This is a genomic window from Streptomyces genisteinicus (assembly GCF_014489615.1).
Taxonomy (GTDB): domain Bacteria; phylum Actinomycetota; class Actinomycetes; order Streptomycetales; family Streptomycetaceae; genus Streptomyces; species Streptomyces genisteinicus.
On record NZ_CP060825.1, the window covers coordinates 2,707,192 to 2,731,966 of the forward strand.

Here is a 24,775-nt window from a genome sequence, read left to right on the forward strand (position 1 = left end):
GGCGGCGCCGCGCACCACGGAGCCCGCCCGCGCACCACCGGCCCCGCCGCCGTGCGGGCATGCGAACGCCCCGGGCCTCGGGGGACCGGGGGAGGCGGCCGGCGCCGGGTGGCTACGCGTCGACCTCCACCAGGCGGGTGCCGTCGAAGGTGCGGACCTCGAAGCGGTCGATCTCGTCGCGGTCCATGGCCGCGCCGCCGTGGACGTAGAGCGGGTTCCTGGCCGCCTCGTGCGGGCTGTCCTCGATGCCGTATCCCCACTCGGGGACCGCCCAGGAGGTGACGACCTCCTCCTCGCCCGTGGTCGAGACGGCGACCAGGCTGCACTTGAGGGGGCCCTTGACGTTCTTCAGCTCCAGGACGGTGTGGGTGCCCCAGCCCTTCTTCTCCAGGCCGACGACGGCGCTGACCCTGGTCGTCGCGTCGCTGCCCTCGACCTTCTCCTCCATGTGGTGGAAGAAGGCGTCCTCGGCGGGGCTGGTGGGGTGGGGGTCGGCCGCCCGGCTGCTGCGGGTGTCGTCCGCCGTGACGACGACCGCGACCGCCGGGCCGCCGATGATCAGCGCGGCGCAGGCGGCGAGCAGGTACATCCCGCGACGGCGCTTCGCCGCCCGCTTGACCGCCACCTCGTCGAGCAGCCCGTCGAGGACCCGGGGGCTCGGCGAGGCGGGGACCACCGGTGCGGGCCTCGGCGGCGGGAAGTCGGCCGCTCCGGCCATGCCCCAGGGGTCGCCCTGGGGCGGCGCGGCCGCCGGGGGCGCGTCCGCCAGCATCGCCAGCATCGGTTCCATGCCGGAGAACTCGTCGAGACGGGCGGCGCACAGGTCGCACCCGGCCAGATGCGCCTCGAAGGCGGAGGCGTCCGCTTCGTCGAGCACTCCGAGCACATACGCGCCGACGGCGTCGTGCACGGACTCCTGCTCGTACCTGGTCACGCCGAGACCCCCCTCTCCTCCAGAGCGAGCTTCATGGAACGCAGTGCGTAGAACACGCGGGACCGCACGGTCCCGCTGGGTATGCCGAGCGTTTCGGCCGCCTCATTGACCGTACGCCCCTTGAAATACGTCTCGACAAGGACTTCCCGGTGAGCGGGTGTCAAATCGTCGAGCGCATCCGAGAGCGTCATGAGCCACAACGCCTTGTCGATCTCGTCCTCCGCGGGCATGACCTCCAGCGGCGACGGATCGACCTCCTGCGGCCGGGCCTGCCGGCTGCGGTGCGCGTCGATGACGATGCGACGGGCGACCGTCACCAGCCAGGGTCGGACAGAGCCGGTGGCCCGGTTGAGCCGGCCGGCGTTCTTCCAGGCACGGATGAGCGTCTCCTGTACGACGTCCTCGGCGCGCTGGCGGTCGCCGGCGACGAGGCGCAGTACGTAGGCGAGCAACGGTCCGGCGTGTTCGCGGTAGAGCGCGCGCATCAACTCCTCGTCGGGGACGGAGGTGTCGGTGGGCGGCTTCTCCTCCCCGGAGCCTCCGGGACGCGGGAGATGCCCTCTGCGATGGCGGGCCCGTTGCGGACGGTCATCGGCCACGGCGGCATCCTTGCGCACCTGAACCTCCCGGTCGAGACCCTGCTCACTGCACGGCTGCTGCTTGTCCCCCTGAACTACGGGGTGGGCCGGAGGATCACTCAACGCGGGGCGAAGAAACTTCAAGATCTTTTCCGCGGAACGGGTTTCGGCGCCGCGGGAGGTGCGCGGAGCCGCGCCGAACGGCGGGCCGGCGGACCCGGGGCGCCGGACCGTAAAGCCACCGGACCGCGAACCACCGGACCACCGCCCCCCCGAACCTTCGGGCGACGGCCCGTCAGGGCCGTTTGCCGGACGGTGCGGTCGTCCGGCGCCGGTGGCGGGCGACCCGCTCGCGGTTGCCGCACACCTCGCTGGAGCACCAGCGCCGGCGCCCGCCGCGGGAGGTGTCGAGGTAGACGCGGTCGCAGCTGTCGCCCTCGCAGCGCCTCAGACGGCCGCGGGCGACGGGGTCGGTGAGCAGTTCGACGGCGTCGCGGGCGACGACGGCGAGCAGCGCGTCGAGGCCGGGCGCGGCGCACAGGGCGCGCACCAGGGTGCCGTCCTCCTCGCGTACGGCCCTGATCCCGGGCGGGGGTTCGCCCGCGAGGGCGTTGACCGTCGCGAGGACGGGGTCCCAGGCCGGTCCCGGCAGGTCCCCGTCGAGCGCGGCGCCCATCAGCCGGCGGACGCAGCGGCGCAGTTCGACGAAGCCGTCGACCCATCCGCCGTCGAGCCCGGTGAGCCGGGTGGACGCCGGGACGAGTCCGGCACCGACCAGCCAGGAGGCGAGCCGGCCCGCTCCGGCGAGCGGTTCACCGGGCGGCTGCACGCCCGGGCCGCCCGGTCCCGGCGCCGTCGCGAGCAGGTCGAGGCAGACGCGTCCCGAGTCGAACCGCCATGGTGTGCCGCGCTGTCGCCTGGTCCGGGAGGGGCCCGCACCGACCGCCATGCCCTGTCACCGCCTCGGTCGTCTCACCGCCGGGTGTCACTCCCCAGAGTGCCCGCCCGCGGTGACGCCCGGAAGACCTCCCCCGCACCGGTCTGCCCGCGCGGCCGGGACCGGGCCCGCACCGCCGGGACCGGTCGCGGGAGTCCGGGTCAGGGCCCGTCGTACTTGGTGGCCGCCGCCGCGGGGTCCAGGGCCAGCCGGTAGCCGCGCTTGACGACCGTCTGGATCAGCTTGGGCGTGCCCAGGGCCGTACGGAGCCGGGCCATGGCCGTCTCGACCGCGTGCTCGTCCTTGCCCGAGCCGGGCAGCGCGCGCAGCAGGTCGGCGCGGGAGACGACCCAGCCGGGCCGGTCGGACAGGGCCCGCATCAGGGCCATGCCGGCGGGCGGCACGGGCCTCAGCTCCTCGTCGACCAGCACGGCGTGACCGCGGATCTCGACCCGGTGCCCGGAGACCGGCAGCACCCTCGCCCGGGCGGGCAGCTCGGTGCCGAGCAGTTGGACGAGGGGACCGAGCCGGAAGCGTTCCGGCTGGACGGTGTTGACCCCGGCCGCCTGCAGCGGGAGTGCCGTGACCGGGCCGACGCAGGCCGCGAGCACGTCGTGGTCGAGGGTGCGCAGCAGTTCCGGGAGCACCCCCCTGCTCTCCGCCCGGGAGAGCAGGGAGACCGCGGCGGGGGCGCTGGTGAAGGTGACGGCGTCGAGTGCGCGGGCGAGGGTGGCGTCGAGCAGCCGGTCGAGCGGGCCGAGATCCTCCGGGGCCATCCAGCGGTAGACGGGGACGAGGACCACGTCGCCGCCGGCGGCCCGCAGCGACTCGACGAATCCGGGCAGCGGCTCGCCGTGCAGCTGGAGGGCGATGCGGAGGCCCGCCACGCCCTGCTCCAGCAGCCGGTCGAGGACCTCGGCCATGGACTCGGAGGCCGGCGACCACTCCTCCGTGAGTCCGGCCGCCCGGATGGCGCCCTTCACCTTGGGCCCGCGGGCGAGCAGTTCGACCCCGCGCAGCCGGTCCAGCAGCTGTTCTCCGATGCCCCAGCCGTCCGCCGCCTCCACCCAGCCCCGGAAGCCGATCGCGGTGGTGGCGACGACGATGTCGGGCGCGTGGCCGATCAGTTCCTTGGTGGCGGCGAGCAGTTCCGCGTCGTCCGCCAGCGGCACGATGCGCAGCGCGGGTGCGTGCACGACGGCGGCGCCGCGCCGCTGGAGCAGCGCGCCGAGTTCGTCGGCGCGGCGGGCGGCGGTGACGCCGACGGTGAAGCCCGCGAGGGGGCCGTGCGGTTGGCCGTGGTCGTGCATCTCAGTCGTCCCCACTGGATGAGCCCGGTCGCGGCGCGCCCTCGCGGGCCGTGCCCCGCGGGGCGGTGAACTGGCGACCGAGCCTGTCAAAGGTGCGTGACAGGCCCGGATCGCTCATATTTCCCTGCTGTTACGCGGGTGGCCCCTGACGCCGCCGCGCGGAACGCCGTGTCACACCCGGGCGTACTCGGGTTCGGGCGCCGTCTCGTTCCGTGCCGTGCGGACGGGGACCGTGACCGGCCGGCGAAGGTATACCGCCCAGGTGACCAGGCAGCAGAGGGCGTAGTAGCCGAGGAAGGCGACGAAGGCGGAGGTGCCGGTGCCGGCCGTCTGGAAGGACTGGCGGAAGGCCAGGTTGATGGCGAGGCCGCCGATGCCGCCCACCGCTCCGATGAGCCCCATCGAGCCGCCGGAGAGCCGGCGTCCGTAGGTGGCGGCGGCGTCGCCGGTCATGCCCAGGGCGAGGGCCTTGTTCTGGAAGATGCCCGGGATCATCTTGAAGGTGGAGCCGTTGCCGAGGCCGCTGAGCACGAAGAGCGCCGTGAAGCCCACGAGGAAGACCGGCAGCGACTCCTGGAGCGAGGCGGCGATCACGACCCCCGTCGCGGCGGCCATCGCCACGAAGTTCCACAGGGTGATGCGGGCTCCGCCGAAGCGGTCCGCGAGCAGTCCGCCGACCGGCCTGATCAGCGAGCCGAGCAGCGGGCCGATGAAGGTCAGCGACGCCGCCTCCAGCGGGGTGCGCCCGAACTGGGTCTGGAGGACCAGGCCGAAGGCGAAGCTGTAGCCGATGAACGAGCCGAAGGTTCCGATGTAGAGGAAGGCCATGATCCAGGTGTGACCGTCCCTGGAGGCCGACCTGAACGCGCCGGTGTCGTTCTTCACCGGGGTCAGGTTGTCCATCCACAGCGCCGAGCAGAGCGCCGCGACGACGATCAGCGGGATGTAGACGCCGAGCACGATCCGCGGGTGGGCGGCGCCCGCGGTGCCGATGATCAGCAGCGCGACGAGCTGGATGACGGGGACGCCGATGTTGCCGCCGCCCGCGTTCAGGCCCAGCGCCCAGCCCTTCTTCCGGAGCGGGAAGAAGGCGTTGATGTTCGTCATCGACGAGGCGAAGTTGCCGCCGCCGACACCCGTCAGGGCCGCGACCAGGAGGAGCGTCCCGTAGGAGGTGCCCGGTTCCATGACGGCGAAGGCGGCTCCGGTCGGCAGCAGCAGGAGCAGGGCGCTGAAGACGGTCCAGTTGCGGCCGCCGAAGCGGGCGACGGCGAAGGTGTAGGGCACCCGGATCACCGCGCCGACCAGGGTCGCGGTCCCGATCAGGAAGAACTTGCCGGCGGGGTCCACCCCGTACTCGGGCCCCATGAAGAGGACCATCACGGACCACAGGCTCCAGACGGAGAAGCCGATGTGCTCGCTGAGCACCGAGAAGGCGAGGTTCCTGCGGGCGACCCGCTCCCCCTTCGTCTTCCAGAAGGTCTCGTCCTCGGGGTCCCACTCGTCGATCCAACGGCCTGCCATCGTGCGCCTCCACCTGGGTCCGGTCGTGGGCACGACGGTAGACAGGGCTCGTTTCAGCGCGGTGGCACGAGGTGACCGGTGCAAAACGTTGCTCTCACTCGGCGGGCGCCTCCGCGGTGAGGGCCCCCGGGCGGCCGGGACCGCGGCCGGCGGTCCGCATCACGGCGGCGTCCTGGTCCGGCAGCCACTCCCCCGGCGTGCGGCGCAGCCATCCCTCGTCGGCCGCGAGGCGGGCGGCGGCCGTCCGCAGGGCGTCGAGACCGGGGTGGCGCAGTCCCCTGCGCCAGACCATGGACAGCGGGGAGAGCGGTACGGGATCGGTGATCGGACGGCACACCGTGCCGGGCATCGGGGGGAAGCCGGTCACCGCGAGGACCGGGGTGCGGTTCTTGGCCATGACCCGGCGGAACTCCTCCGCCCCCACCGCCATCGGCGCCGGGGGCGCCACGGCGACGTCCCGTCCGTCGAACAGCAGGATGGCGAGGTCGGTCCACTCGCGGGTGCGCGGGTTGCCCGCGCCGGCGTAGACGCTCTCGCCCGCCAGTGCGTCCAGCGGTACGCGTTCCAGGGCGGCGAGCGGATGGTCCTCGGGCAGCAGCACCGCCATCGGTTCCAGCCGTACGGGCAGATGGTCGAGCGCGGTCCGGGCGGCGGGGGCGAGTCCGGCGAAGCGGCCGAAGGACACGTCCAGCCGCCCTGCGGCGATCTCCGCCGCGGCTCCGGTGAGACCGCTCTCGTAGCGGGCCATCAGCTCGCAGTCCGGGGCCAGTTCGCGCGCGAGGGCGAGCACCCGCCCGGAGGTCATGCCCGCGCTGTTGAGATCGACGAGGAGCGGGCGCCCGGTGCCCGCGGCGGCGGCGAGCAGTTCGTCCTGGGCGAGGAGCAGCCGCCGCGCGTAGGGCAGCAGGCGCTCGGCGTCGGCGGTCGGCGCGACCTGCCGGGTGGTGCGGACGAACAGGTCGACGCCGAGCTCCCGCTCCAGCCGCCCGATGTCGCGGCTGAGGGCCTGCTGGGCGGTGTAGAGGCGGGCGGCGGCCCGGGTGAAGTGCAGTTCCTCGGCGACGGCGACGAAGGCGCGCAGCAACCGGGGGTCGATGTCTCGGGTCACAGCGCATTCAACAACACGGATGCGTGAATCGCCATCGAGCAGGTGTTGGACCCCTCGCGGCCGCGCGGACGAGGGTGGGCACCATGCACCGCACCTCCCCCCGGCCCGGCCCGGCCGTCCCCGCCGCCCCGCCCGTGATCGCGCCGGGTGCCCCGGCCTTCGCGCCGCGTGCCGTGACCGGCCCGGCCCGGGAGGGGCTGCGGGCCCGGCGCCGCCGACCTCCGGGCCCCTACCGCCGGCTGTTCGCGGTGCCGGGCACCCGTGCCTTCACCGCGGGGAACCTGCTCGCCCGGCTGCCGATGGGCATGTTCGGCGTCAGCGCGGTCGTCATGGTCGCCGGCACGTACGGCTCGTACGCGCTCGCCGGCGCGGTGACGGCGGCCGGTCTGGCGGTCACCGCCCTGGTGGCGCCGTGGACCGCGCGGCTCGTGGACCGGTACGGGCAGGCGCGGATCGCCGTGCCGGCGGCCGCCCTGGCCGTCCTCGGGCAGCTGGCGCTGGTGGTGTGCGTCTGGCGCGAGGCCCCGGCGTGGACGCTGTTCGCCGCCTACGCGGCGACCGCGACCTGCCCCAACACCGGCGGCATGGCCCGGGCCCGCTGGGCGCGTCTGTACCGGGACGACCCGGGCGCCCTGCACACGGCGAACTCCTTCGAACAGGCCGCCGACGAGCTCTGCTTCATGCTCGGCCCGGTGCTCGCCGCAGTCCTGTGCTCGGCGCTCTTCCCGCAGGCGGGCACCCTGACCGGAGCGTTCCTGCTGCTCACGGGGGTGCTGCTGTTCACGGCCCAGCGCTCGACCGAGCCGCCGCCCGCACCCCGCGCCGCGTCCGGCTCGCCGCTGCGCGCCCCCGGCATGCGGCCCCTGCTCACGGTGTTCCTGGCGACCGGGGCGGTCTTCGGGTCCGTGGAGGTCGTCACCCTCGCGTTCGTCGACGGCCCGGCGGCCGGGGCGGTGCTGGGACTCATGGCGGCCGGCTCGTGCGCGGCCGGTCTGGTGCACGGCAGGGTCCGGCGGTCCGTGGGCCTGGTGGCGTGCCTGGCCGCGATGACCGCCCTGATGACCCTGCCGCTGCTGGCCGCCGCGGGGACCGGCTCGGTCCCGGCCGTGGCCGTGTCGCTGCTGGTGGCGGGCGCGGCGACGGCACCGACGATGGTCACGGGGATGACGCGGGTGCAGCGGCTGACGCCGGAGGGCCGGACGAACGAGGGCATGACCCTCGCGGTCACGGCCCTGCTCGGGGGCATCGCCGCAGGCTCGGCGGGCGGGGGCTGGACGGTGGAGCACCTGGGGCCGGCGGCCGGATACGCGGTGCCGCTCTGCGCGGCGGCCCTGGCACTGGCGGCGGCCGCGGCCGGGCGCTCCACGGCACGGGCCGCGACGGCATGACGAAGGCCCGCCGGCTGCTGCCGGCGGGCCTTCGCCCACATGGGATGCGGAGCCTTCGGCCGTGGCCTGAGGGCTCCATCGGTGGAGATGGCGGGAATCGAACCCGCGTCCAACGGTGCAGAACCAGGGCTTCTCCGTGTGCAGTCCGCTGCGATTTTCTCAGCCCCGGAGATCACGCGGACAAGTCTCCGACGGGCTCAGTCACTGTTTGGTTTCCCTCCGGACCCCGTGACCGGGTCTAGAGGTTTAGTTCCCTAGTTGACGCCAGGAACCGGGTCGGGAACAGCCCCGGGCTGACGCTCCATGAGTGAAGGTTCGTCTCTACTGCTTATCAGGCAGCGAGGGCGAAGGCTTCGGAGTTATCGCGCTTGGAATTGGCGATTATTGGTTGCGACATATGGTTTACGAGATCATTGCCGCTTCCTCGACACGCTTCCCCTGCCTCGACATCCGCTGTCGAAACCGATCATCCCCATGTTGATTTTTCAAGCCCCCGTGAGGGGCGTTGCCATCGTACGTGACCAACGCACGCCGATGCCAGCCTATTCCGCCGGGCCCGCGCGGGCCCCGGATCAGGCGCGCCGCGGCCCGGGGATCAGGCGCGCTGCCTGCGGCGTACCGCCGACATCGCCCGGTCCGCCTCGCGGCGGTCCTGCTTCTCCCGCAGCGTCTGCCGCTTGTCGTACTCCTTCTTGCCCTTCGCCAGCGCGATCTCGACCTTCGCCCGGCCGTCCTTGAAGTACAGCGCGAGGGGCACGACGGTGTGCCCCGTCTCCTGGGACTTGGCGTCGAGCTTGTCGATCTCCTCGCGGTGCAGCAGCAGCTTCCGCTTGCGGCGCGCGCTGTGGTTGGTCCAGGTGCCCTGGGCGTACTCCGGCACGTGCACGTTGTGCAGCCACGCCTCGCCGCCGTCGATCTGGACGAAGCCGTCCGCGAGGGAGGCGCGCCCCTGGCGCAGCGACTTGACCTCGGTCCCCGTCAGCACGAGCCCGCACTCGTAGGTGTCGAGGATGTGGTAGTCGTGCCGCGCCTTCTTGTTCTGGGCGATCAGCTTGCGCCCTGATTCCTTTGCCATAGTGCCGTCATTTTCGCACTACGGGGCACCCCTGAGGCCACCCAATACCGTGCGGGCCTGCTTCTCCGCGCTCTCGGCCGCGACCAGGTCGGGGGTGATCCCCCGCCCGTCGACGCTGTGACCGGCGGGAGTGCGGTAGTGGCCCACGGTCAGCTCGGCGACCGAGCCGTCGGGGAGGGTGCTGGGCATCTGCACGGAGCCCTTGCCGAAGGTGCGCGAACCGACCGTGACCGCCCGCCCCCGGTCCTTGAGCGCCCCGGTCAGCAGTTCGGCGGCGCTCATGGTGCCGCCGTCGACGAGGGCCACCAGCGGCCGCGCCGTGTCCCCGCCCGCCTCCGCGTAGAGCGCCTGCTGGTCGCCGCGGACGTCGTAGGTGGCGACCAGGCCGCCGTCGAGGAAGGCGGAGGCCGCGGTGACGGCCTCGGAGACCAGACCGCCCGCGTTCCCCCGCAGGTCCAGCAGAACGCCGGCGCCCCGGGGGGCGCCGCGCACGGCGTCCCGCACCCGTGCCCCGGTGCCCTTGGTGAAGGAGTCGACCTTGATCACCACGGCGCCGTCCAGGTGGCGCACGGTGACGGACTGGGTCGCCAGGCGGGTGCGGGTGAGGCCGGCGGTCCACTCCCGGCCGTCCCGCTCCAGGCCGACGGCCACCCGGGAGCCCTCGTCGCCGCGCAGCAGCCCGACCACCTCGGTCACCGGGCGCCGGGCGACGTCCTGCCCGCCGACGCTGCGCAGCCGGTCGCCCGCCCGGACGCCCGCCCGGTCGGCCGGCCCTCCCGGGCTCACCCGGGAGACCTCCACTCCGCCGTCGCGCGTGCGGCGGGCGCTCAGGCCGACGCCGGTGTACTCGCCGTCGAGGGCCTCGGCGAACTCCTCGTACTCCTCGCTGTCGTACACGGCGGACCAGCGGTCGCCGCTGCGGCTGACGAACTGCTCGGCCGCGGCGGCACCGGACTTGCCGTCGGCCATCGCGTCGGCGGCGGCCCGGGCGACGTCCTCGCGGTCCAGGGACGCGGCGGCGGAACGGACGGCGGGGGCGCCCTCCGGCCGCTCCTCGTCCTGCGGCAGACCGCCGGTGACGGCCGCGGTGGCGAGCACGGTCGCGAAGACCAACGTCAGGGCCGCCCCGCGGCAGACGCCGCGGGGCCGGGGACTGAGATCGGGGCCCTCCATGGCGACGAGTCTAGGACAAGCGAAGGGCGCCGTACGGAGGTTGACCGCACGGCGCCCGGGGCGCTTGTCACACCTTGAGGTACTTGCGCAGGGCGAGAAGAGCCGCAACTGCGGGCATCAGCAGGCTGATCGCCAGGATCAGCGGGAGCTGCGTCAGCACGGCGTCCCAGCCGATGAAGTTGACCAACTGCATCTTCTCGGCGAGCGCCAGGCCGTTGTCGATCAGGAAGTACCGGCCGACGAGCAGCATGACGCAGGCGAGTCCGCCGCCGAGGAGACCCGCGAACGCGGCCTCCGCGATGAACGGCGTCTGGATGTAGAAGCTGGACGCGCCGACGAGCCGCATGATGCCGGTCTCACGCCGGCGGCTGAACGCCGATACGCGCACGGTGTTGACGATCAGCATCATCGCGATCACCAGCATCAGGCCCATCACGCAGAGCGCGGCGATCCGCATGCCGTTCATCAGGTCGAAGAGGTTCGAGAGGATGCCGCGCTGGTCCTGGACGGACTGCACGCCGTCCCGCCCGGCGAACGCGGTCGACACGACCTCGTACTTCTCCGGGTCGTGCAGCTTCACCCGGTACGACTCCTGCATCTGGTCCGGGGTGATCGTGGACGCGATGGGGGTGTCGCCGTACTGCTCCTTGTAGTGCTTGTACGCCTGCTCGGCCGTCTCGTGCTGAACGGTGTCGACGATGTCCAGCTTCTTCAGGTCGGACTGGATCTGCTCCTTCTGCGCCGACGTGACGGCGCCCTTGGCGCACTGGGGCGAGGTGGCCGCGTCGTTCTTGTTGCAGAGGAAGATGGAGACGTTGACCTTGTCGTACCAGAAGTCCTTCATGGTGTTGACCTGCTTGTTCATCAGCAGGGCGCCACCGAAGAGGGCGAGCGAGAGGGCCACGGAGACGACGACGGCGAACGTCATCGTGAGGTTGCGACGGAGACCGACACCGATCTCCGACATGACGAACTGGGCGCGCATGGCGTGCTTTCAGCCTTTCAGTCTGTCCGGGCTCAGTGCTGGTAGCCGTAGACGCCGCGTGCCTGGTCGCGTACGAGACGGCCCTTCTCGAGCTCGATGACGCGCTTGCGCATCTGGTCGACGATGTTCTGGTCGTGGGTCGCCATCACCACGGTCGTACCGGTGCGGTTGATCCGGTCGAGCAGCTTCATGATGCCGACGGACGTCTGCGGGTCGAGGTTGCCGGTCGGCTCGTCCGCGATCAGCAGCATCGGCCGGTTCACGAAGGCACGGGCGATGGCCACGCGCTGCTGCTCACCGCCGGAGAGTTCACCGGGCATCCGGTCCTCCTTGCCGCCGAGGCCGACGAGGTCGAGGACCTGCGGCACCGCCTTGCGGATCTCGCCGCGCGGCTTGCCGATGACCTCCTGCGCGAACGCCACGTTCTCCGCGACGGTCTTGTTGGGCAGCAGGCGGAAGTCCTGGAACACGGTGCCCAGCTGGCGGCGCATGTGCGGCACCTTCCAGTTGGAGAGCCGGGCCAGGTCCTTGCCCAGGACGTGGACCATCCCCTGGCTGGCGCGCTCCTCGCGCAGCAGCAGCCGCAGGAACGTCGACTTGCCGGAGCCCGAGGATCCCACGAGGAAGACGAACTCGCCCTTCTCGATTTCGAGGGAGACGTCGCGCAGGGCAGGTCGGTTCTGCTTGGGGTAGCTCTTGGAGACGTTGTCGAATCGGATCACGGGTGCACCACGGGTAGGCCGGGAGTAGGTGAGCGTGACCATACGCGAACCGGCACAGGCCGTGCAGTCGCGGTCCCGGCTTGCGCGTTTTGTCCGGTCACGGAACGGGCGTAATCCGACGGGGCGCGCCGAAAAGCGCCCGAGCTGGCACAGTGGTAGGGGAACAGTCGCGTTTCCCTGCGCGTTGTCGGAGGGGAAATGTGCTGACGGTCCGCGCCTGCGGCCTCGGCGCGCGGGAGGAGGAGTGCGGATGACCTACGACCGACTGGTGTGCGCGAACTGCGCGTCGCCCGTGGCCGAGGGCCGCTGCCCGGTCTGCCGGGCCAGCCGTGAGCGCCTCCAGCAGGGCGGCCCGCTGGCGGGCGTGAGCCCGGCGGCGCTGCTCGCGCTCCTGGTGCTGCTGGTGGCCGCTGTGGCGCTGCTGGCCGTCTAGGACACCGGGCCGCGAGGCGGGTTTCAGGGACACCGGAAGGCCCGGGGTGCTCGGCACCCCGGGCCTTCGGCATGTCACTGTGCGTGTCAGGCGACGGTGCGTCCGCCACCGACGAGGCGCGGCAGCATACGGAAGCCGATGCCGCCCGCGATCATGGTCGCGGCGCCCAGCAGCAGGAACGTGGTCTCGGCGGCGCCGGTCTCGGCCAGCTCCTCCTTGGCCTCGCCCTGCTCCACCGGCTGCGAGCCCGCGCTGTCGGTGTCGGTGCCCGTGCCGGCGTCACCGTCGATCACGCCACCGTTGGGGTCGGTGTCGTTGCCACCGTTGCCGCCACCGTTGTCGCCGCCGCCGTTCTCGCCGCCGCCGTTCTCCCCGCCGCCGTTCTCGCCGCCGCCGTTGTCCCCGCCGCCGTTCTCGCCGCCGCCGTTGTCCCCGCCGCCGTTGTCGCCGCCGCCGTTCTCGCCGCCGCCGTTCTCGCCGCCGCCGTTCTCGCCGCCGCCGTTGTCCCCGCCGCCGTTCTCGCCGCCGCCGTTCTCGCCGCCGCCGTTGTCCCCGCCGCCGTTCTCGCCGCCGCCGTTCTCGCCGCCGCCGTTCTCGCCGCCGCCGTTCTCGCCGCCGCCGTTCTCGCCGCCGCCGTTGTCCCCGCCGCCGTTCTCGCCGCCGCCGTTCTCGCCGCCGCCGTTCTCGCCGCCGCCGTTGTCCCCGCCGCCGTTCTCGCCGCCGCCGGACTCACACAGAGTGGGGTCGATCTCGCAGGGCTCGCCCTCGCCCGGACCGTCATTGATGCCGATGCCGGCGTCGATGCTGTTGCCGTCGGCAGAAAGACCCACGTTGATGTCGAGCGCCTGCGCGGCACCTGCGGCGGTCAGCGACGCACCCGCGGCGATCACGGCGCCGGCGGCTATACGTGCGACACGAATCCGCGTCTTCTTCATCATCTGGCTGCTACCCCCAGTAGCTATCTCGTCATTGGAGCAGCGTCCGGAGCAGCAGCGGGCTCGGATCCGTGGTGACTCCCCCGCTCGCACACGCCCCGGAAACACGCATGCCGCACGCCACCATTCCGATTTTCCGCAACACCGTCAAGGTCGTTGCGGGCGCGATGCCCGAAATACTGTCAGTTGCCTGACCTGCGGGGATGCAACTGTGACATAAAAGGGAACTGCCGCCCGGTGGACGGCAGTTCCCTTGTCGACAAAGCGGCCGACTACTTGTCCTGCTGCTTGCGCCAGCGAATTCCGGCCTCCAGGAAGCCGTCGATCTCCCCGTCCAGCACCGACTGCGGGTTGCCCACCTCGAAGTCCGTGCGCAGGTCCTTGACCATCTGGTACGGGTGCAGGACGTACGAACGCATCTGGTTGCCCCAGGAGCTGCCGCCGTCGCCCTTGAGGGCGTCCATCCTGGCCCGCTCCTCCTGGCGCTGGCGCTCCAGCAGCTTCGCCTGGAGGACGTTCATGGCGCTCGCCTTGTTCTGGATCTGGGAGCGCTCGTTCTGGCAGGAGACGACGATGCCGGTCGGGATGTGGGTGATACGGACCGCGGAGTCGGTCGTGTTGACACCCTGGCCGCCCGGACCCGAGGCGCGGTAGACGTCCACGCGCAGGTCGGACTCGTCGATCTCGACGTGGTCGGACTGCTCGACGACCGGGAGGATCTCCACACCGGCGAAGGAGGTCTGCCGGCGGCCCTGGTTGTCGAACGGCGAGATGCGCACGAGGCGGTGGGTGCCCTGCTCGACGGAGAGCGTGCCGTAGGCGTACGGGGCCTTGACCACGAAGGTGGTCGACTTGATGCCGGCCTCCTCCGCGTAGGACGTCTCGTAGACCTCGGTGCCGTAGCCGTGACGCTCGGCCCAGCGCAGGTACATGCGCTGGAGCTGCTCGGCGAAGTCGGCGGCGTCCACGCCGCCGGCCTCGGCGCGGATGTTGACCAGGGCCTCGCGCTCGTCGTACTCGCCGGACAGGAGGGTGCGGACCTCCATCTCGTCCAGCGCCTTGCGCACGGCCTCCAGCTCGGTCTCGGCCTCGGCGCGGGTGTCCGGGTCGTCCTCGGCCTCGGCGAGCTCGAAGAGCACTTCGAGGTCGTCGATCCGGCCGCGCAGGGTCTCGGCCTTGCGGACCTCGGCCTGGAGGTGCGAAAGCTTGCTGGTGATCTTCTGCGCCGCCTCGGGGTCGTCCCACAGGGACGGTGCCGCCGCCTGCTCCTCGAGCACGGCGATGTCTGCCCTCATCCTGTCGAGGTCCAGAACGGCCTCGATCGACCCCATGGTCGAGGAAAGGGACTTCAGCTCTTCGGATACATCGACGACTGCCACGGGTCCAGCGTAACGGCTGAGCGGAGGAGACCGTGCTGGCGGCCGTCCGCCCCCGGGGCTCAGGGCTCCGAGGGGGCGGACTGCCTCTGGTCGTGGGGCCTGCTCGCGCCGTCGTCGCCGCCGGCGACCAGCCAGCCGCCGACTCCGACGACGGCCGCCACGGCGACCGCAGCCGCACCCAGCGTGATCCGCCGCTTGCGGACCGCCGCCGCCTTGTTGCGGGCGGAGCCGGGACGCCGCTGGCCGGGCGCGCGGGGCGCGCGGGCGGTGCCGTGGGCGCCGCCCGCGAGCTCGTCGGGTGCGGGGACCCGCATCGAGGTGTGGGTGTCCCGGTTGGAGTCGGCGGGGGCGCCGCCGGGGACCAGGGAGACTGCTCCCCTGCGCCGGGGGCGGTCGGCCTCGGGCTCGGTGTCCTCGTAGGGCTCCGCGGCGGGCTCCGCGTCGGGCTCGTCGACCTCCAGCGGCGGCATGCCGCGCAGCAGCGGCAGCAGGTCGTGGAGCCGCTGCGCCAGCTCGGAGGCGCGCAGCCGGGAGGCGGGCGCCTTGGCCAGGCACTGGACGATCAGCTGCCACAGCTCGTCGGGGATGCCGGGCAGCGGCACCACCGTCTCGGTGACGTGCCGCCGCAGGACCGCGCCGGGGTGGCCGCCGCCGAAGGGGGTGAACCCGGCGAGGAGTTCGTAGAGGACGGTGGCCAGCGCGTAGATGTCCACGGCGGCGCGGGGCGGCAGCCCTTCGACGATCTCCGGGGCGATGTAGTCGGGTGTGCCGATGATGCCCGAGGCGTTCGGGGCGCCGCCGCCGGCGGACCGGGTGGCCTTGGTGCGGCGCGGGGTGTCGATCAGCTTGGCGACGCCGAAGTCCGTGAGCAGTGCGGGATGGGACCCGGCCGGGCCGAGCGGCCCCTCCATGTCGAGCAGGATGTTCTCCGGCTTGACGTCCCGGTGCACGATCCCGGCCGCGTGTGCGGCAGCCAGGCCGTCGGCGACGTCCGCGATGATCGCGACCGCCGCCTCGGGGGCGAGCCGCCGCTCGCGGTCGAGGCGGGTGCGCAGGTCGGTGCCGCGCACCAGGTCCATGACGAGTGCGAGGTCGTTGCCGTCGACCACGAGGTCCCGGACGCCGACGACCCGGGGGTGTCCGAGTCCGAGCAGCGCCGTGCGCTCCTGGACGAAGCGGCCCACGAGCTCCTGGTCGCTGGCGAGGTCCTCCCTCAACAGCTTGATCGCGACGGGCCCTTCGGGGCCCTCGCCGAGCCACACCGTGCCCGCGCTGCCCCGCCCCAGGATCTGATGCGCCGTGTACCGGCTGCCGATGTTCCGTGCCAAGACTGCTCCCTCAGCGGCTGGCGTTGCCCCCAAAGTACGCGGGCATCGGGGAGGTGTGTGCCCCGGATGTCGCCGACCTTCACTTCTGCGGGATAAATCAGCCCGCGGAAGTCGACAAATAAACAGAGTCGTGCGCCGCGGGGCGGCGGACGGGTGTCCGTCGCCCCGCGGCGGCGCCGGGCCCCGCCGGCGCCTACTGCGGTTCGGTGACCTGGTCGGCGGTCTCCTTGGCGTCGCCGAGCTGGGAGACCCAGTCGGTGACCGTGGAGATCCCGTCGCCGATCGCCTCCCAGTAGCTCTTGCCCTGGGCGATCCAGTCCTGGAGCGGGGTGAGCTCCCAGATCAGCCAGCCGCCCACGACGAAGAGCACGACCATGACCAGGCAGCCCTTGAGGCAGCCCAGACCGGGGATGCGCACCGGGTTGGCACTGCGCCGGCGCGGCTCGCGCGGCGGACGCGGCGCGGGCTGCTGGGGCGGCGGCTGCTGCGGGGCGTACGGCTGCGGCGGCGGGTTGTAGGGCTGGGGCTGCGGCGGCTGCTGACGCTGGGGCGGCTGCCGGCGCTGCGGCTGCTGCGGGGAGGCGTACGGCTGGGGCGCGGGGGGATACCCCTGGCGGCCCTGCGGGGGCTGCTGCGGCTGCTGGGGCTGCCGCTGGGGGCGGCGGCGCAGCGGGTCCTGGCTCGGGTCGAGGTACTGGACCTGGGTCTGCTCGTTGCGGTCCCGGGCGGCTCTCAGCTGCGACTGCCAGGGGTGCGGGTCCTCGGGGCCGGGCACCGGGGGCATCACGGACGTCGGGTCGGCGTTGCCGCCGCGCGGTCCGGTCTGCGGCATGACGCTGGTGGCCGCGGACGGGTCGTACGCCGAGGCGCCGCCGGGTCCGGTGTTCGGCAGGACCTGGGTCGGGTCCGCGGCGCCGGGGGTGTCCGGCACGGGCGCGGGCGAGGGGTCGGGCGCGAGCAGGGCGGCGACGCCGAGGGCGGCGTCGATCTGGGCGGAGTTCGCATGCACACCGATGCCCGCGGCGACCGTGCGCAGCCCCCTGGCCAGGTTCTCGGCGCTGGGGCGCTCACCGGGCTCCTTGCGCAGGCAGCGCTCGATGACCGTCCACAGCGGCTCGGGGACGGTGCTGGGGCGGCGCGGCTCCTCGCTCAGGTGGCGGTGGAGCACCTCCAGGGCGGTGCCGCCGGCGAACGGCGGTCTGCCGGTGACCAGCTCGTAGAGCAGGATGCCCGCGCCGTAGATGTCGACGGCGGAGGTCTGCGGCCGGCCCTCGGCGGACTCCGGGGCGACGTACGCCGGGGTGCCGACGAACTCGTGGGTGCGGGTCAGGCCCGGGGAGTCCGCGAGCCGGGCGATGCCGAAGTCGGTCAGCATCGGGTGCATCTGGCCGTCGGCGTCGGTCTTCAGCAGGACGTTCGCCGGCTTGAGGTCGCGGTGGACCACGCCGTCGGAGTGGCTGGCGGCGAGCGCGTCCGCGATCTGCGCGGTCAGCAGCGAGGCCGCGACCGGCGAGAGGGGGCCGTTGTCGCGCAGGTAGTGGTGCAGGTCGGGGCCGTCGACCAGGTCCATCACCAGCGCGAGCAGGTCGCCCTCGACGACGAGGTCGCGGGTGCGGACGATGTTCGGGTGGGTGAGCCGCAGCAGGACCGAGCGCTCCCGCAGGAAGCGCATCACGACGTCGGCGTCGTTCGCGAGCTCCTCCTTGAGGACCTTGATCGCGACGGTCTCGCCGGGCTGGCCGGGGACGGCCGCCTCGGCGCCCGCGGTCTCCCGCTGGCGCGCTCGCCAGACGGTGCCCGTGGCGCCGCGTCCGAGCGGCTCCTCGAGCAGGTACTTGCTGCCTACCGGCCGCACGTCGCGCTCCCTGCTGATAGGGGTCCTCACATGGTCCGGGCCCGCCGATGATCCTCTGATCCGTACGGCCTCCCGTGTGTCCGGCCCACTGTAATGCCGTGGAACGGATCACCGGCGGCCTCGCCGCCCATCTCTTTCCCGCGGGCCCGGCGCTCCGGGCGCCGCCGTGCCCTCTCGAACGAGGACGCGGCGACCGTACGCGCGGTTGCCACCCGGAAGTGCATCGAAGCTCACTTTTCGGACCCGCCCGATCGGAGCGCGGTTCCCAAGCAGGCACTTTTGTGTCCAGAGCCGACCATTCAAGATCACTTGAGGGTGGGTCCCGGGCGTGTTGTCGGCGGCAGGTGCAAGGATGCCCTCAGCACACGGCCGTGTGGACGGTCCTTTCGGCGCGCCTGCGGCGAAGGCCCGGAATCCCGCGGCTTCGGCCCTGCGTTCGGATCCGGCCCGGTCCGCGCGGAAGGGCCGGGTGCCGACCTGCCGGGTGGGGCGGATCGGGGCGGTCCCCGGCCGGACGCCCCGCGCAGAAGGGATTGCTGACGGCGATGCAGATCCGGCTCACGGTGCTCGCCCCGCGCGGCGGACAGTCCGCGCCCGGACGCGCCTGCGACGTCCTGGTCACCGCGCCCGCGGGGACGGCGCTCGCCGCCGTGGCCTCCTCGCTCGCGTCCGCCGCCTGCGGCCCCGACGCCTCGGGCGCCGTGGTCCTCTACGCGGGCCGGGAACGCCTCGACCTCCAGCGGCGCACCCTCGGCGAACCGCCCCTGGTGGACGGCGCCGTGCTCGCCCTCCACTCCCCCGCCGACGACGAGCCGCACGAGGCGGACGTCCCGGCCGAACTGCACGTCGTCGCCGGACCCGACGCCGGCGGCGTCCACCTGCTGCACGGCGGCCGGATCAGCGTCGGCCGCTCGGCCGGCGCCGACGTCCCGCTCGACGACCCGGACGTCTCGCGCCTGCACTGCGAGGTGACGGTGGCGGAGGACGGCCGGGTCACGGTCGCCGACCTCGGCTCGACCAACGGCACCAGCGTCGACGGCCGGCCCGTGGGCGAACGCCCGGTGCGGCTTCCCGCCGGGGCGCTGCTCCGGGTCGGCGAGTCCGCGCTGCGGCTGGCCTCCGGCCCCGCCCCCGCAGGACCGGCGACCGCGCCGGACGGCGAGGGCCACCTGCGGGTGGCCCTGCCCGGTGCGGCCCCGGACAGTGCCGCGGCGGACGGCTCTGCGGGGCCGGGAGGACCGGACGGCGCCGGCGGAGTCCCGGCCCGGACGGCCGGCGCAGCCGCCCCGGACGCCGGGCATCCCGGTGACCCTGCCGGGGACGCCGACGAGGGCATCCCCTGGCCCCCGCCGCCCCACGTCCCGGCGGCCCCGCCCCGGGTCCCCGCCCAGTACGCACCCGCCCCCGGCGCCACCCACGGCCGCCCGATCGACCTGCGGAGCGCCGCTGCCGGGGACTTGGGAGCTCCGGCCGCCGGGCCGGACACACCCCCCGGCGGTCCTCCGGCGGAGGCCGCCCCCCGGCGGCGGGGCATAGGCGCCTGGGCACGCCGGCTCGCCGGCAACCGGGACTCCGGCACCCCCGAGGCCCCGTCGGCACCCGCGTCCGGCGCCGCGGACGGCGGCGCCGGGGGCGAGAGCTGGCCCGACCCGGCCGCCGTGCTGCTGACCGCGCTCGGCCCCGGCCCCCGGCTGTGGGAGCGCGCCCCCGAACACCCCGAGTCGCTGGTGATCCGGCTGGGCACGGCCGACCGCGCCGACCTGCCGTCCGTCCCCGTCACCGTCGCCCTGCGGGAGGCGGGTTCGCTCGGGCTCGCCGGGCCGCGGGCGCGGCTGCTGGGTCTGGCCCGTTCCGCCGTGGCACAGCTGGCCGCGCTGCACGCGCCGTCCGGCCTGGAGATCGTGCTGATCAGTACGGACCGGGCCCACGGCCCCGACACGCGCCGGGGGGACTGGGGATGGCTGGGCTGGCTGCCCCATGTGCGTCCCGGGCACGGCCAGGACTGCCGGCTCCTGCTCGCCTACGACCGCGACCAGGCCACCGCGCGCACGGCCGAGCTGACCAGGCGCCTCGACGACGGGCCGCTCGGCCCCGGCTGGCCCAGCGCGGACCGCGAGGCGGTGGCGGAGGCCGCCGCCCGCCACAGCGGGCCGCGCACGGTCCTCGTCGTCGACGGCGACCCCGGTTCGGCGGCGCTGCGCGAGACGGCCGCCCGTCTCGCGGGCGCCGGGCCGGCGGCCGGCATCCATGTGATCTGCCTCGCCGAGACGCCCTCGGCCTCACCGGTGTCCCCCGTCGCCGCCACCTACGAGGCCGCCTGCGCCGCGTCGCTGCCGTTCCGGGAGTGCGGGGCCGTCGCGCTGCTCAGCGGGGACGTGGCGACCGCCCTGCGGGTGCTGCGGGTCGCCGGGGGCCGGGCCGCCGGGCACGGCACGGTCGGCACGGTGGACGCGGTCTCCGCCGCGTGGGCCGAGCGGTTCGGCCGCGCCCTGGCCCCCCTGCGCACCGAAGGGTCCCCGACCGCCCCCGGCCGGGCCGTCGCCCTGCCGGCCACCGCCCGGCTGCTGGACGAACTGGGACTCGCGAGGGCCACTCCGGCCTCGCTGATGGCGCGCTGGGCGTCGGCGGACGACGGCACGGCCGTCAACGCGGTCCTCGGCGCCGGGCCGCACGGCCCGCTCTCCGTCGACCTCACGGCCGAAGGCCCGCACCTGCTGATCGAGGGCCCCGCGGGCAGCGGCCGGACCGAGCTGCTGCGGGCGCTCGCGGCCTCCCTCGCGTCGGCGGGCCGCCCCGACCGGCTGGGGCTGCTGCTGGTGGACGGCGCGGGCGGCGAACGCGGGGAGGGCCTGGCGGCCTGTACGGAACTGCCGCACGTCACCGAGCACCTGGTGGCGAGCGACCCGGTGCGCATGAGGGTTTTCGCCCAGGCGCTCGGCGGCGAGCTGAAGCGCCGCGCCGAACTGCTCGACGGCACCGACTTCGCCGCCTGGCACGCGCGCCGGGAGGTGTCGGACCGCATGGTCGGGCAGCGGACCGCCCCCGACGCCGCCGACCAGCGGGGCGATCTGCACTCCCCGCCGTCCGGGACGCTCCGGCTGCGCCCCGGCGGGCGCACCCGGCGGCAGGGGCCCGACCCGCTGCCGCGGCTGGTGGTGCTGGTGGACGACTACGACGCGCTGGTCGCACCCGCGCTCGGCAGCCCGGGACGGCCGGCGGCCGGCTCGGTCGTACGGGCGCTGGAGGCGATCGCCCGGGACGGCGGGCGGCTCGGGGTGCACCTGATCGCCTCCTCGTCGCGCCCGGACCGGACCGCCGACACCCGGCTCGCCGAGGGCGCCAGGCTGCGGGTGGTGCTCCAGGCGCCGCCGGTCTCCCCGGGGCCGGACGATCCGGCACCGGGCCGGGGCCGGCTCGGGCATCCGGACGGGCGGGTGACCGCCTTCCAGACCGGCCGGGTCTCGGGGCGGATCCCCCGTACGGCGACCCTGCGCCCGACCGTGGTCCCGCTGGAGTGGGAGCGGATGGGCGATCCGCCGACCCGCCGCCCGGTCCGCGAACTCGGCAACGGCCCCACGGACCTCGCACTGCTCGCGAGCGCACTCCAGCGTGCCGCGCAGTCGGTCGACGCGGGCCCGCTGCCGCCGCTGATCCCGGCCCAGACCTGACCGCCGACCCGCTGCCCCGTCACGCTGCTGCCCCGTCACCGCGTCTGCGCGTCACCCTGTCACCGCGCTCCCGGACGGACCGGTCCGTCCGCCGGTCGTCCCGGTGCGGATGGCGCCGGTTCCGGTCCCGGAGCCGTCCGGTGCGACGGCGGACGCGGTGACATGACGGGCCGCCGTGCCGGGACGCCGTGACGGCACCCCGGGGCCGGGCCGCGGGGTGCCGGGGCCCGGGTCAGATCGGCGCACCCACGCGTCCGGCCGCCCGCTCGCCGGGGACGTACTGCTCGCCGGGGACGTACTGGCGGTTGAGGACGTCCTGGACGTCGACGTGCTCCCCGGCGACGATCGTCTGCGCCGCGTGCGGGGTGAGCACCGCGACGTACTGGTAGCCGAAGAGGGTCGGCCGCACCCGGGTCAGCAGCCGGGAGACCGCGCCGAGGCCGCCGGCGAGGGGGCCGGCCCCGAGCACCGACCAGAACGGAGCGCCGGTCGCGGCCAGCCGAAGCTCGTCGAAGCCGGAGGAGCGGATCGTGCGGCGCAGCCCGGCCCGGGTGAAGAAGCGCAGGTGCGTCTCGTCGAGGATGCCGCGCCGGTCGTAGCCGAAGGCGCCCACCACCACCCGCAGCCGCGCGTACCAGTGGCCGAAGTTCGGCACGGAGAGCAGCAGCCGGCCGCCGGGTACGAGCACACTGCGCAGGCCGCGGAGCACCTCCTCGGGCCGTGACAGGTGCTCGATGACATCGGCGGCCACCACGTAGTCGTACCCCTCGCCGGCCTCCGCCGGCACGCCCCGTTCCAGGTCAGCGAGGACGAAGCGGCTGCACCGTGTCCGCACCCCGGGCACCTCGACGTGGTCGAGCCCGGTGACGGTGTGTCCCAGAGCCTCCAGCCGTGCCGCGAACTCGCCGCCGGAGCAGCCGACGTCGAGCACCCGCCCGGGCGGCATGGTCCGCATGATGCGCAGGACCGCGGCGTGCGAGGAACCGTCGTCCTCCTTGAAGGCGTACGCGACGGGTGCGGGGATCCACGGGCAGGTGCCGAAGCCCTTGAGTGCCAGCCGGTACTCCAGGACGTCCTTGACGACATCCTTCGCGTACCGCAGGCCGTCGACGTGGCAGATCTCGTCGCCGTAGTGGGTCGGGACGGGGATCTCCACGATCCGCATGCCCGCGTGGAGCAGCTGGACGATGATCTGTGTGTCGAAGTCGAAGGCATCGGTGTTGCGGTCGACCGGCAGCCGGCGCAGCGCGGCGACGCTGTAGGCCCGGTAGCCGGAGTGGAACTCGCTCAGCCGCGAGCCGAGCAGCCCGTTCTCGACACGTGTGAGGACACGGTTGCCCAGCCACTTGTAGAGCGGCATACCGCCCCGCAGCGCGCCGCCCGGGTCCTTCATCCGGGAGCCGAAGACCGCCTCGCACTCGCCGCGTTCGAGGGGGGCGACCATCTCGGGGAGCAGCTCGGGGGCGTACTGGCCGTCGGCGTGGAGCAGGACCACGATGTCGAGGCCGCGCTCGGCGGCCAGGGCGTAGCCCGCCTTCTGGTTGCCGCCGTAGCCGAGGTTCTTGGTGTGCCGCATGACGACGGTCGGGGGCACGCCCTCCCGCTGCGACCAGCGGCAGGCGGCGGTGAAGGTCCCGTCGCCGCTGGCGTCGTCGAGGACGAGGATCTCCGCGATCCGGGAGCGGAAGTCCTGCGGGATGCGGTCGAGCGTCTTCTCCAGGGTCGCCTCGGCGTTGTAGGCCACGACGAGGACGCCGATCCGCGGGCCCGTCCCCTGGGCGGGCAGGGCGGGCCGCCCCCGGGGCGGGCTGTCGGCGTGGCTCTCCATCACAGGCGTTCTCCACTCTCCCTGGTCGGGACGGTGCGATCGGGTCGGTGCGGCCGGGGTGGTGCGGGGGTGCGGTCGGGTCGGGTCGGTGCTTTGGGGTCGGCTGGCGCGCCGGGGTGGTGCGGTCGGACGGGGCCGGGTCGGTGCGGTGGCGGACGGGCGTGGTGCCGCGGCGTCCGGCGGTGGTCGCGCCACGGGGCGGTGGCCGCGGCGCGCGGGGTGTCCGTGCGGCGGCCCGCGCCCCGGTGCGGCAGGCGCCGCGGGGGCGGGACGCGCCGGTTCAGGGGACGGGTGACGCGGGGGCGGACTCCCTGGCCGGCGCCGTCGCGGCCCGGGGGACGGCGGCCGGCGGTCTGCCGTCCGCGTACGGCGGCGCCTCCACGAAGACGCGCCGCAGGCCCGTGACGATCCCGGCGGCGAGCAGCACCCACGCCGCCTCCGCGAGGTGGAGCGCCCAGTCGTCCCAGCGCACGGCGCTCGCGCCCGCGTAGACGACGGTGGCCGCGGCGCCCGCGACGGCGGAGTACAGCGCGCCCTCCACCGCCCCGAAGAGGAAGAGCCCCACCACCGGCCAGGCCAGGTACTGGACGGCGGAGGCGGTGGACAGCAGGAGCAGCAGCGTGGTCGACAGCGCCACGGCGTACGCGGGCGACGCGGGCCTCGCCCAGGCGCACCACGCGCCCGCCGCCGCGCACACGCCGACGAAGAGCAGCGGGAAGTCCCCGTGCAGGCTCTCGGTGAAGCCGTCGGACGCCCCCGCCCAGTCGGCGAAGCGCACGAGCCCCCAGAGCCGTGCTCTGCCGCCCTCGTAGGCGAGGACGTTCCGCCACAAGCCCTCGGGCACGGCGGCCGCCGCCGGTCCCCACAGCACCAGCAGGGCGGCGGTCAGCCCGGCGGCGAAGCGGCCGAGGACGGGGCGTCCGCCGCGTGCCGCGGCCACCAGGAGGGCGGGGACGGCGACCACGGGGATCAGCTTGACGCCGACCGCCACCGCGGCGGCGACGCCGGCCGCGCACGGAGACTTCCGGTCGGCGAGGAGGTACGCCGACAGCACGGCGAACATCACGGCGACGGAATCGGTGTTGCCGTGGTGGCCCGAGGTCGCGAGGAGCAGCGGGCTGAGGGCGCAGCCGACCGCGCAGGCGGTGGCCGTGCGCAGGCTTCTGCGGCGGCGCAGGATCTCCAGCACCAGCAGCGCGGAGACGAGGTCGGCGAGGGTGGCCGGGGCGCGGATCAGACTGCCGAAGGGGATCCCGAGCTGTCGGAGCCCGTCGAAGCCGAGCAGCATCCAGCCGGTGAGCGGCGGATGGTTGTAGACCGGCTGGTCCGGCATCGGATGCTCGTAGATCCCGAGCGGCCCCACCCGGGCGATCGCGGCGGCGAAGGCCTCGAAGATCCGTACGTCGGCAGGGCCCCGGGTCACCGCCGCGATCACGGCCTTGGCGACGAGTGCGGCCAGCGAGACGGCGAGGACGACGGCTCTCGCCCGGCGCACGCCGGACGTCCCCGTGTCCACAGCCGATGCCGTCCCGGTCCGCAGGTCCATGGCGGCCGAACGTAGCAATGGAGGCCGCCCGCCAGGCGGACCGATCATCACACCGAACGGTCCCGACGG

19 protein-coding genes and 1 other RNA gene are annotated in these 24,775 nt (G+C 74.1%); 3 read left to right on the forward strand and 17 right to left on the reverse strand.

The genetic code is table 11. The annotated features are described in order from the left end of the window. Positions 1-112 precede the first annotated feature (112 nt). The 6 genes from IAG43_RS11835 to IAG43_RS11860 form a co-directional block, all read right to left on the reverse strand. The gene (locus tag IAG43_RS11835; RefSeq protein ID WP_187740712.1) at positions 113-934 is read right to left on the reverse strand and encodes an anti-sigma factor family protein; all 822 of its coding nucleotides are present in this window, start codon (positions 932-934) and stop codon (positions 113-115) included. Further along, positions 931-1,551, reverse strand: coding sequence for a sigma-70 family RNA polymerase sigma factor (locus IAG43_RS11840; RefSeq protein ID WP_187740713.1), 621 nt, complete (start codon positions 1,549-1,551; stop codon positions 931-933). Before IAG43_RS11840 ends, IAG43_RS11835 begins: the two co-directional genes overlap by 4 nt. Positions 1,552-1,807: 256 nt before the next feature. Beyond that, a complete protein-coding gene (locus IAG43_RS11845) occupies positions 1,808-2,461 on the reverse strand; it encodes a CGNR zinc finger domain-containing protein (protein WP_187740714.1) in 654 nt (217 codons plus the stop codon). Positions 2,462-2,610: 149 nt separating this feature from the next. After that, positions 2,611-3,759 (reverse strand): uroporphyrinogen-III synthase, encoded by a 1,149-nt coding sequence (locus IAG43_RS11850; RefSeq protein ID WP_187740715.1) that lies wholly within the window; start codon positions 3,757-3,759, stop codon positions 2,611-2,613. Positions 3,760-3,930: 171 nt separating this feature from the next. Next, positions 3,931-5,283, reverse strand: a complete 1,353-nt coding sequence (locus IAG43_RS11855) for a nitrate/nitrite transporter (protein ID WP_187740716.1) — start codon at positions 5,281-5,283, stop codon at positions 3,931-3,933. Between the two features lie 94 nt (positions 5,284-5,377). Next, positions 5,378-6,391, reverse strand: a complete 1,014-nt coding sequence (locus tag IAG43_RS11860; protein ID WP_187740717.1) for a LysR family transcriptional regulator — start codon at positions 6,389-6,391, stop codon at positions 5,378-5,380. Positions 6,392-6,474: 83 nt separating this feature from the next. Between IAG43_RS11860 and IAG43_RS11865 the strand changes: the two genes are divergently transcribed. Further along, positions 6,475-7,779 (forward strand): MFS transporter, encoded by a 1,305-nt coding sequence (locus IAG43_RS11865; RefSeq protein WP_246574263.1) that lies wholly within the window; start codon positions 6,475-6,477, stop codon positions 7,777-7,779. Positions 7,780-7,858: 79 nt separating this feature from the next. Here the strand turns inward: IAG43_RS11865 and ssrA are convergent. The 5 genes from ssrA to ftsE all read right to left on the reverse strand — a co-directional run bounded on the left by ssrA (position 7,859) and on the right by ftsE (position 11,734). After that, positions 7,859-8,253, reverse strand: a transfer-messenger RNA (tmRNA) gene (gene ssrA / locus IAG43_RS11870). 121 nt (positions 8,254-8,374) lie between these two features. Further along, positions 8,375-8,854, reverse strand: a complete 480-nt coding sequence (smpB, locus tag IAG43_RS11875; protein WP_187740718.1) for an SsrA-binding protein SmpB — start codon at positions 8,852-8,854, stop codon at positions 8,375-8,377. An 18-nt stretch (positions 8,855-8,872) separates the two neighbouring features. Beyond that, positions 8,873-10,027, reverse strand: coding sequence for a S41 family peptidase (locus IAG43_RS11880; protein WP_187740719.1), 1,155 nt, complete (start codon positions 10,025-10,027; stop codon positions 8,873-8,875). Positions 10,028-10,094: 67 nt separating this feature from the next. Further along, complete coding sequence (gene ftsX, locus IAG43_RS11885; RefSeq protein WP_187740720.1) at positions 10,095-11,012, reverse strand: permease-like cell division protein FtsX; 918 nt, start codon at positions 11,010-11,012, stop codon at positions 10,095-10,097. A gap of 32 nt (positions 11,013-11,044) precedes the next feature. Further along, positions 11,045-11,734 carry a cell division ATP-binding protein FtsE gene (gene ftsE / locus IAG43_RS11890; RefSeq protein ID WP_147986701.1) on the reverse strand — a complete coding sequence of 230 codons (690 nt, stop codon included), beginning with the start codon at positions 11,732-11,734 and terminating at the stop codon, positions 11,045-11,047. Positions 11,735-11,984: 250 nt separating this feature from the next. Between ftsE and IAG43_RS11895 the strand changes: the two genes are divergently transcribed. Continuing rightward, positions 11,985-12,167 (forward strand): hypothetical protein, encoded by a 183-nt coding sequence (locus tag IAG43_RS11895; protein WP_187740721.1) that lies wholly within the window; start codon positions 11,985-11,987, stop codon positions 12,165-12,167. A gap of 86 nt (positions 12,168-12,253) precedes the next feature. Here IAG43_RS11895 and IAG43_RS11900 read toward each other — a convergent pair whose 3' ends face one another. The 4 genes from IAG43_RS11900 to IAG43_RS11915 form a co-directional block, all read right to left on the reverse strand. Further along, positions 12,254-13,105, reverse strand: coding sequence for a hypothetical protein (locus IAG43_RS11900; RefSeq protein WP_187740722.1), 852 nt, complete (start codon positions 13,103-13,105; stop codon positions 12,254-12,256). A gap of 269 nt (positions 13,106-13,374) precedes the next feature. Beyond that, positions 13,375-14,481: a peptide chain release factor 2 gene (gene prfB, locus IAG43_RS11905; RefSeq protein WP_187740723.1), complete on the reverse strand. Its 1,107-nt coding sequence runs from the start codon at positions 14,479-14,481 to the stop codon at positions 13,375-13,377. A 59-nt stretch (positions 14,482-14,540) separates the two neighbouring features. Next, positions 14,541-15,809, reverse strand: a complete 1,269-nt coding sequence (locus IAG43_RS11910) for a serine/threonine-protein kinase (protein WP_187740724.1) — start codon at positions 15,807-15,809, stop codon at positions 14,541-14,543. Between the two features lie 193 nt (positions 15,810-16,002). After that, positions 16,003-17,664 (reverse strand): serine/threonine-protein kinase, encoded by a 1,662-nt coding sequence (locus IAG43_RS11915; RefSeq protein WP_187740725.1) that lies wholly within the window; start codon positions 17,662-17,664, stop codon positions 16,003-16,005. Between the two features lie 545 nt (positions 17,665-18,209). On the opposite strand from IAG43_RS11915, the gene IAG43_RS11920 reads away from it, so the two are divergent. After that, a complete protein-coding gene (locus tag IAG43_RS11920; protein ID WP_187740726.1) occupies positions 18,210-21,332 on the forward strand; it encodes an FHA domain-containing protein in 3,123 nt (1,040 codons plus the stop codon). A gap of 232 nt (positions 21,333-21,564) precedes the next feature. Here IAG43_RS11920 and IAG43_RS11925 read toward each other — a convergent pair whose 3' ends face one another. After that, positions 21,565-23,160: a bifunctional glycosyltransferase/class I SAM-dependent methyltransferase gene (locus IAG43_RS11925; protein ID WP_187740727.1), complete on the reverse strand. Its 1,596-nt coding sequence runs from the start codon at positions 23,158-23,160 to the stop codon at positions 21,565-21,567. Between the two features lie 280 nt (positions 23,161-23,440). After that, positions 23,441-24,706: a glycosyltransferase 87 family protein gene (locus IAG43_RS11930; RefSeq protein WP_187740728.1), complete on the reverse strand. Its 1,266-nt coding sequence runs from the start codon at positions 24,704-24,706 to the stop codon at positions 23,441-23,443. Positions 24,707-24,775: the final 69 nt, after the last annotated feature.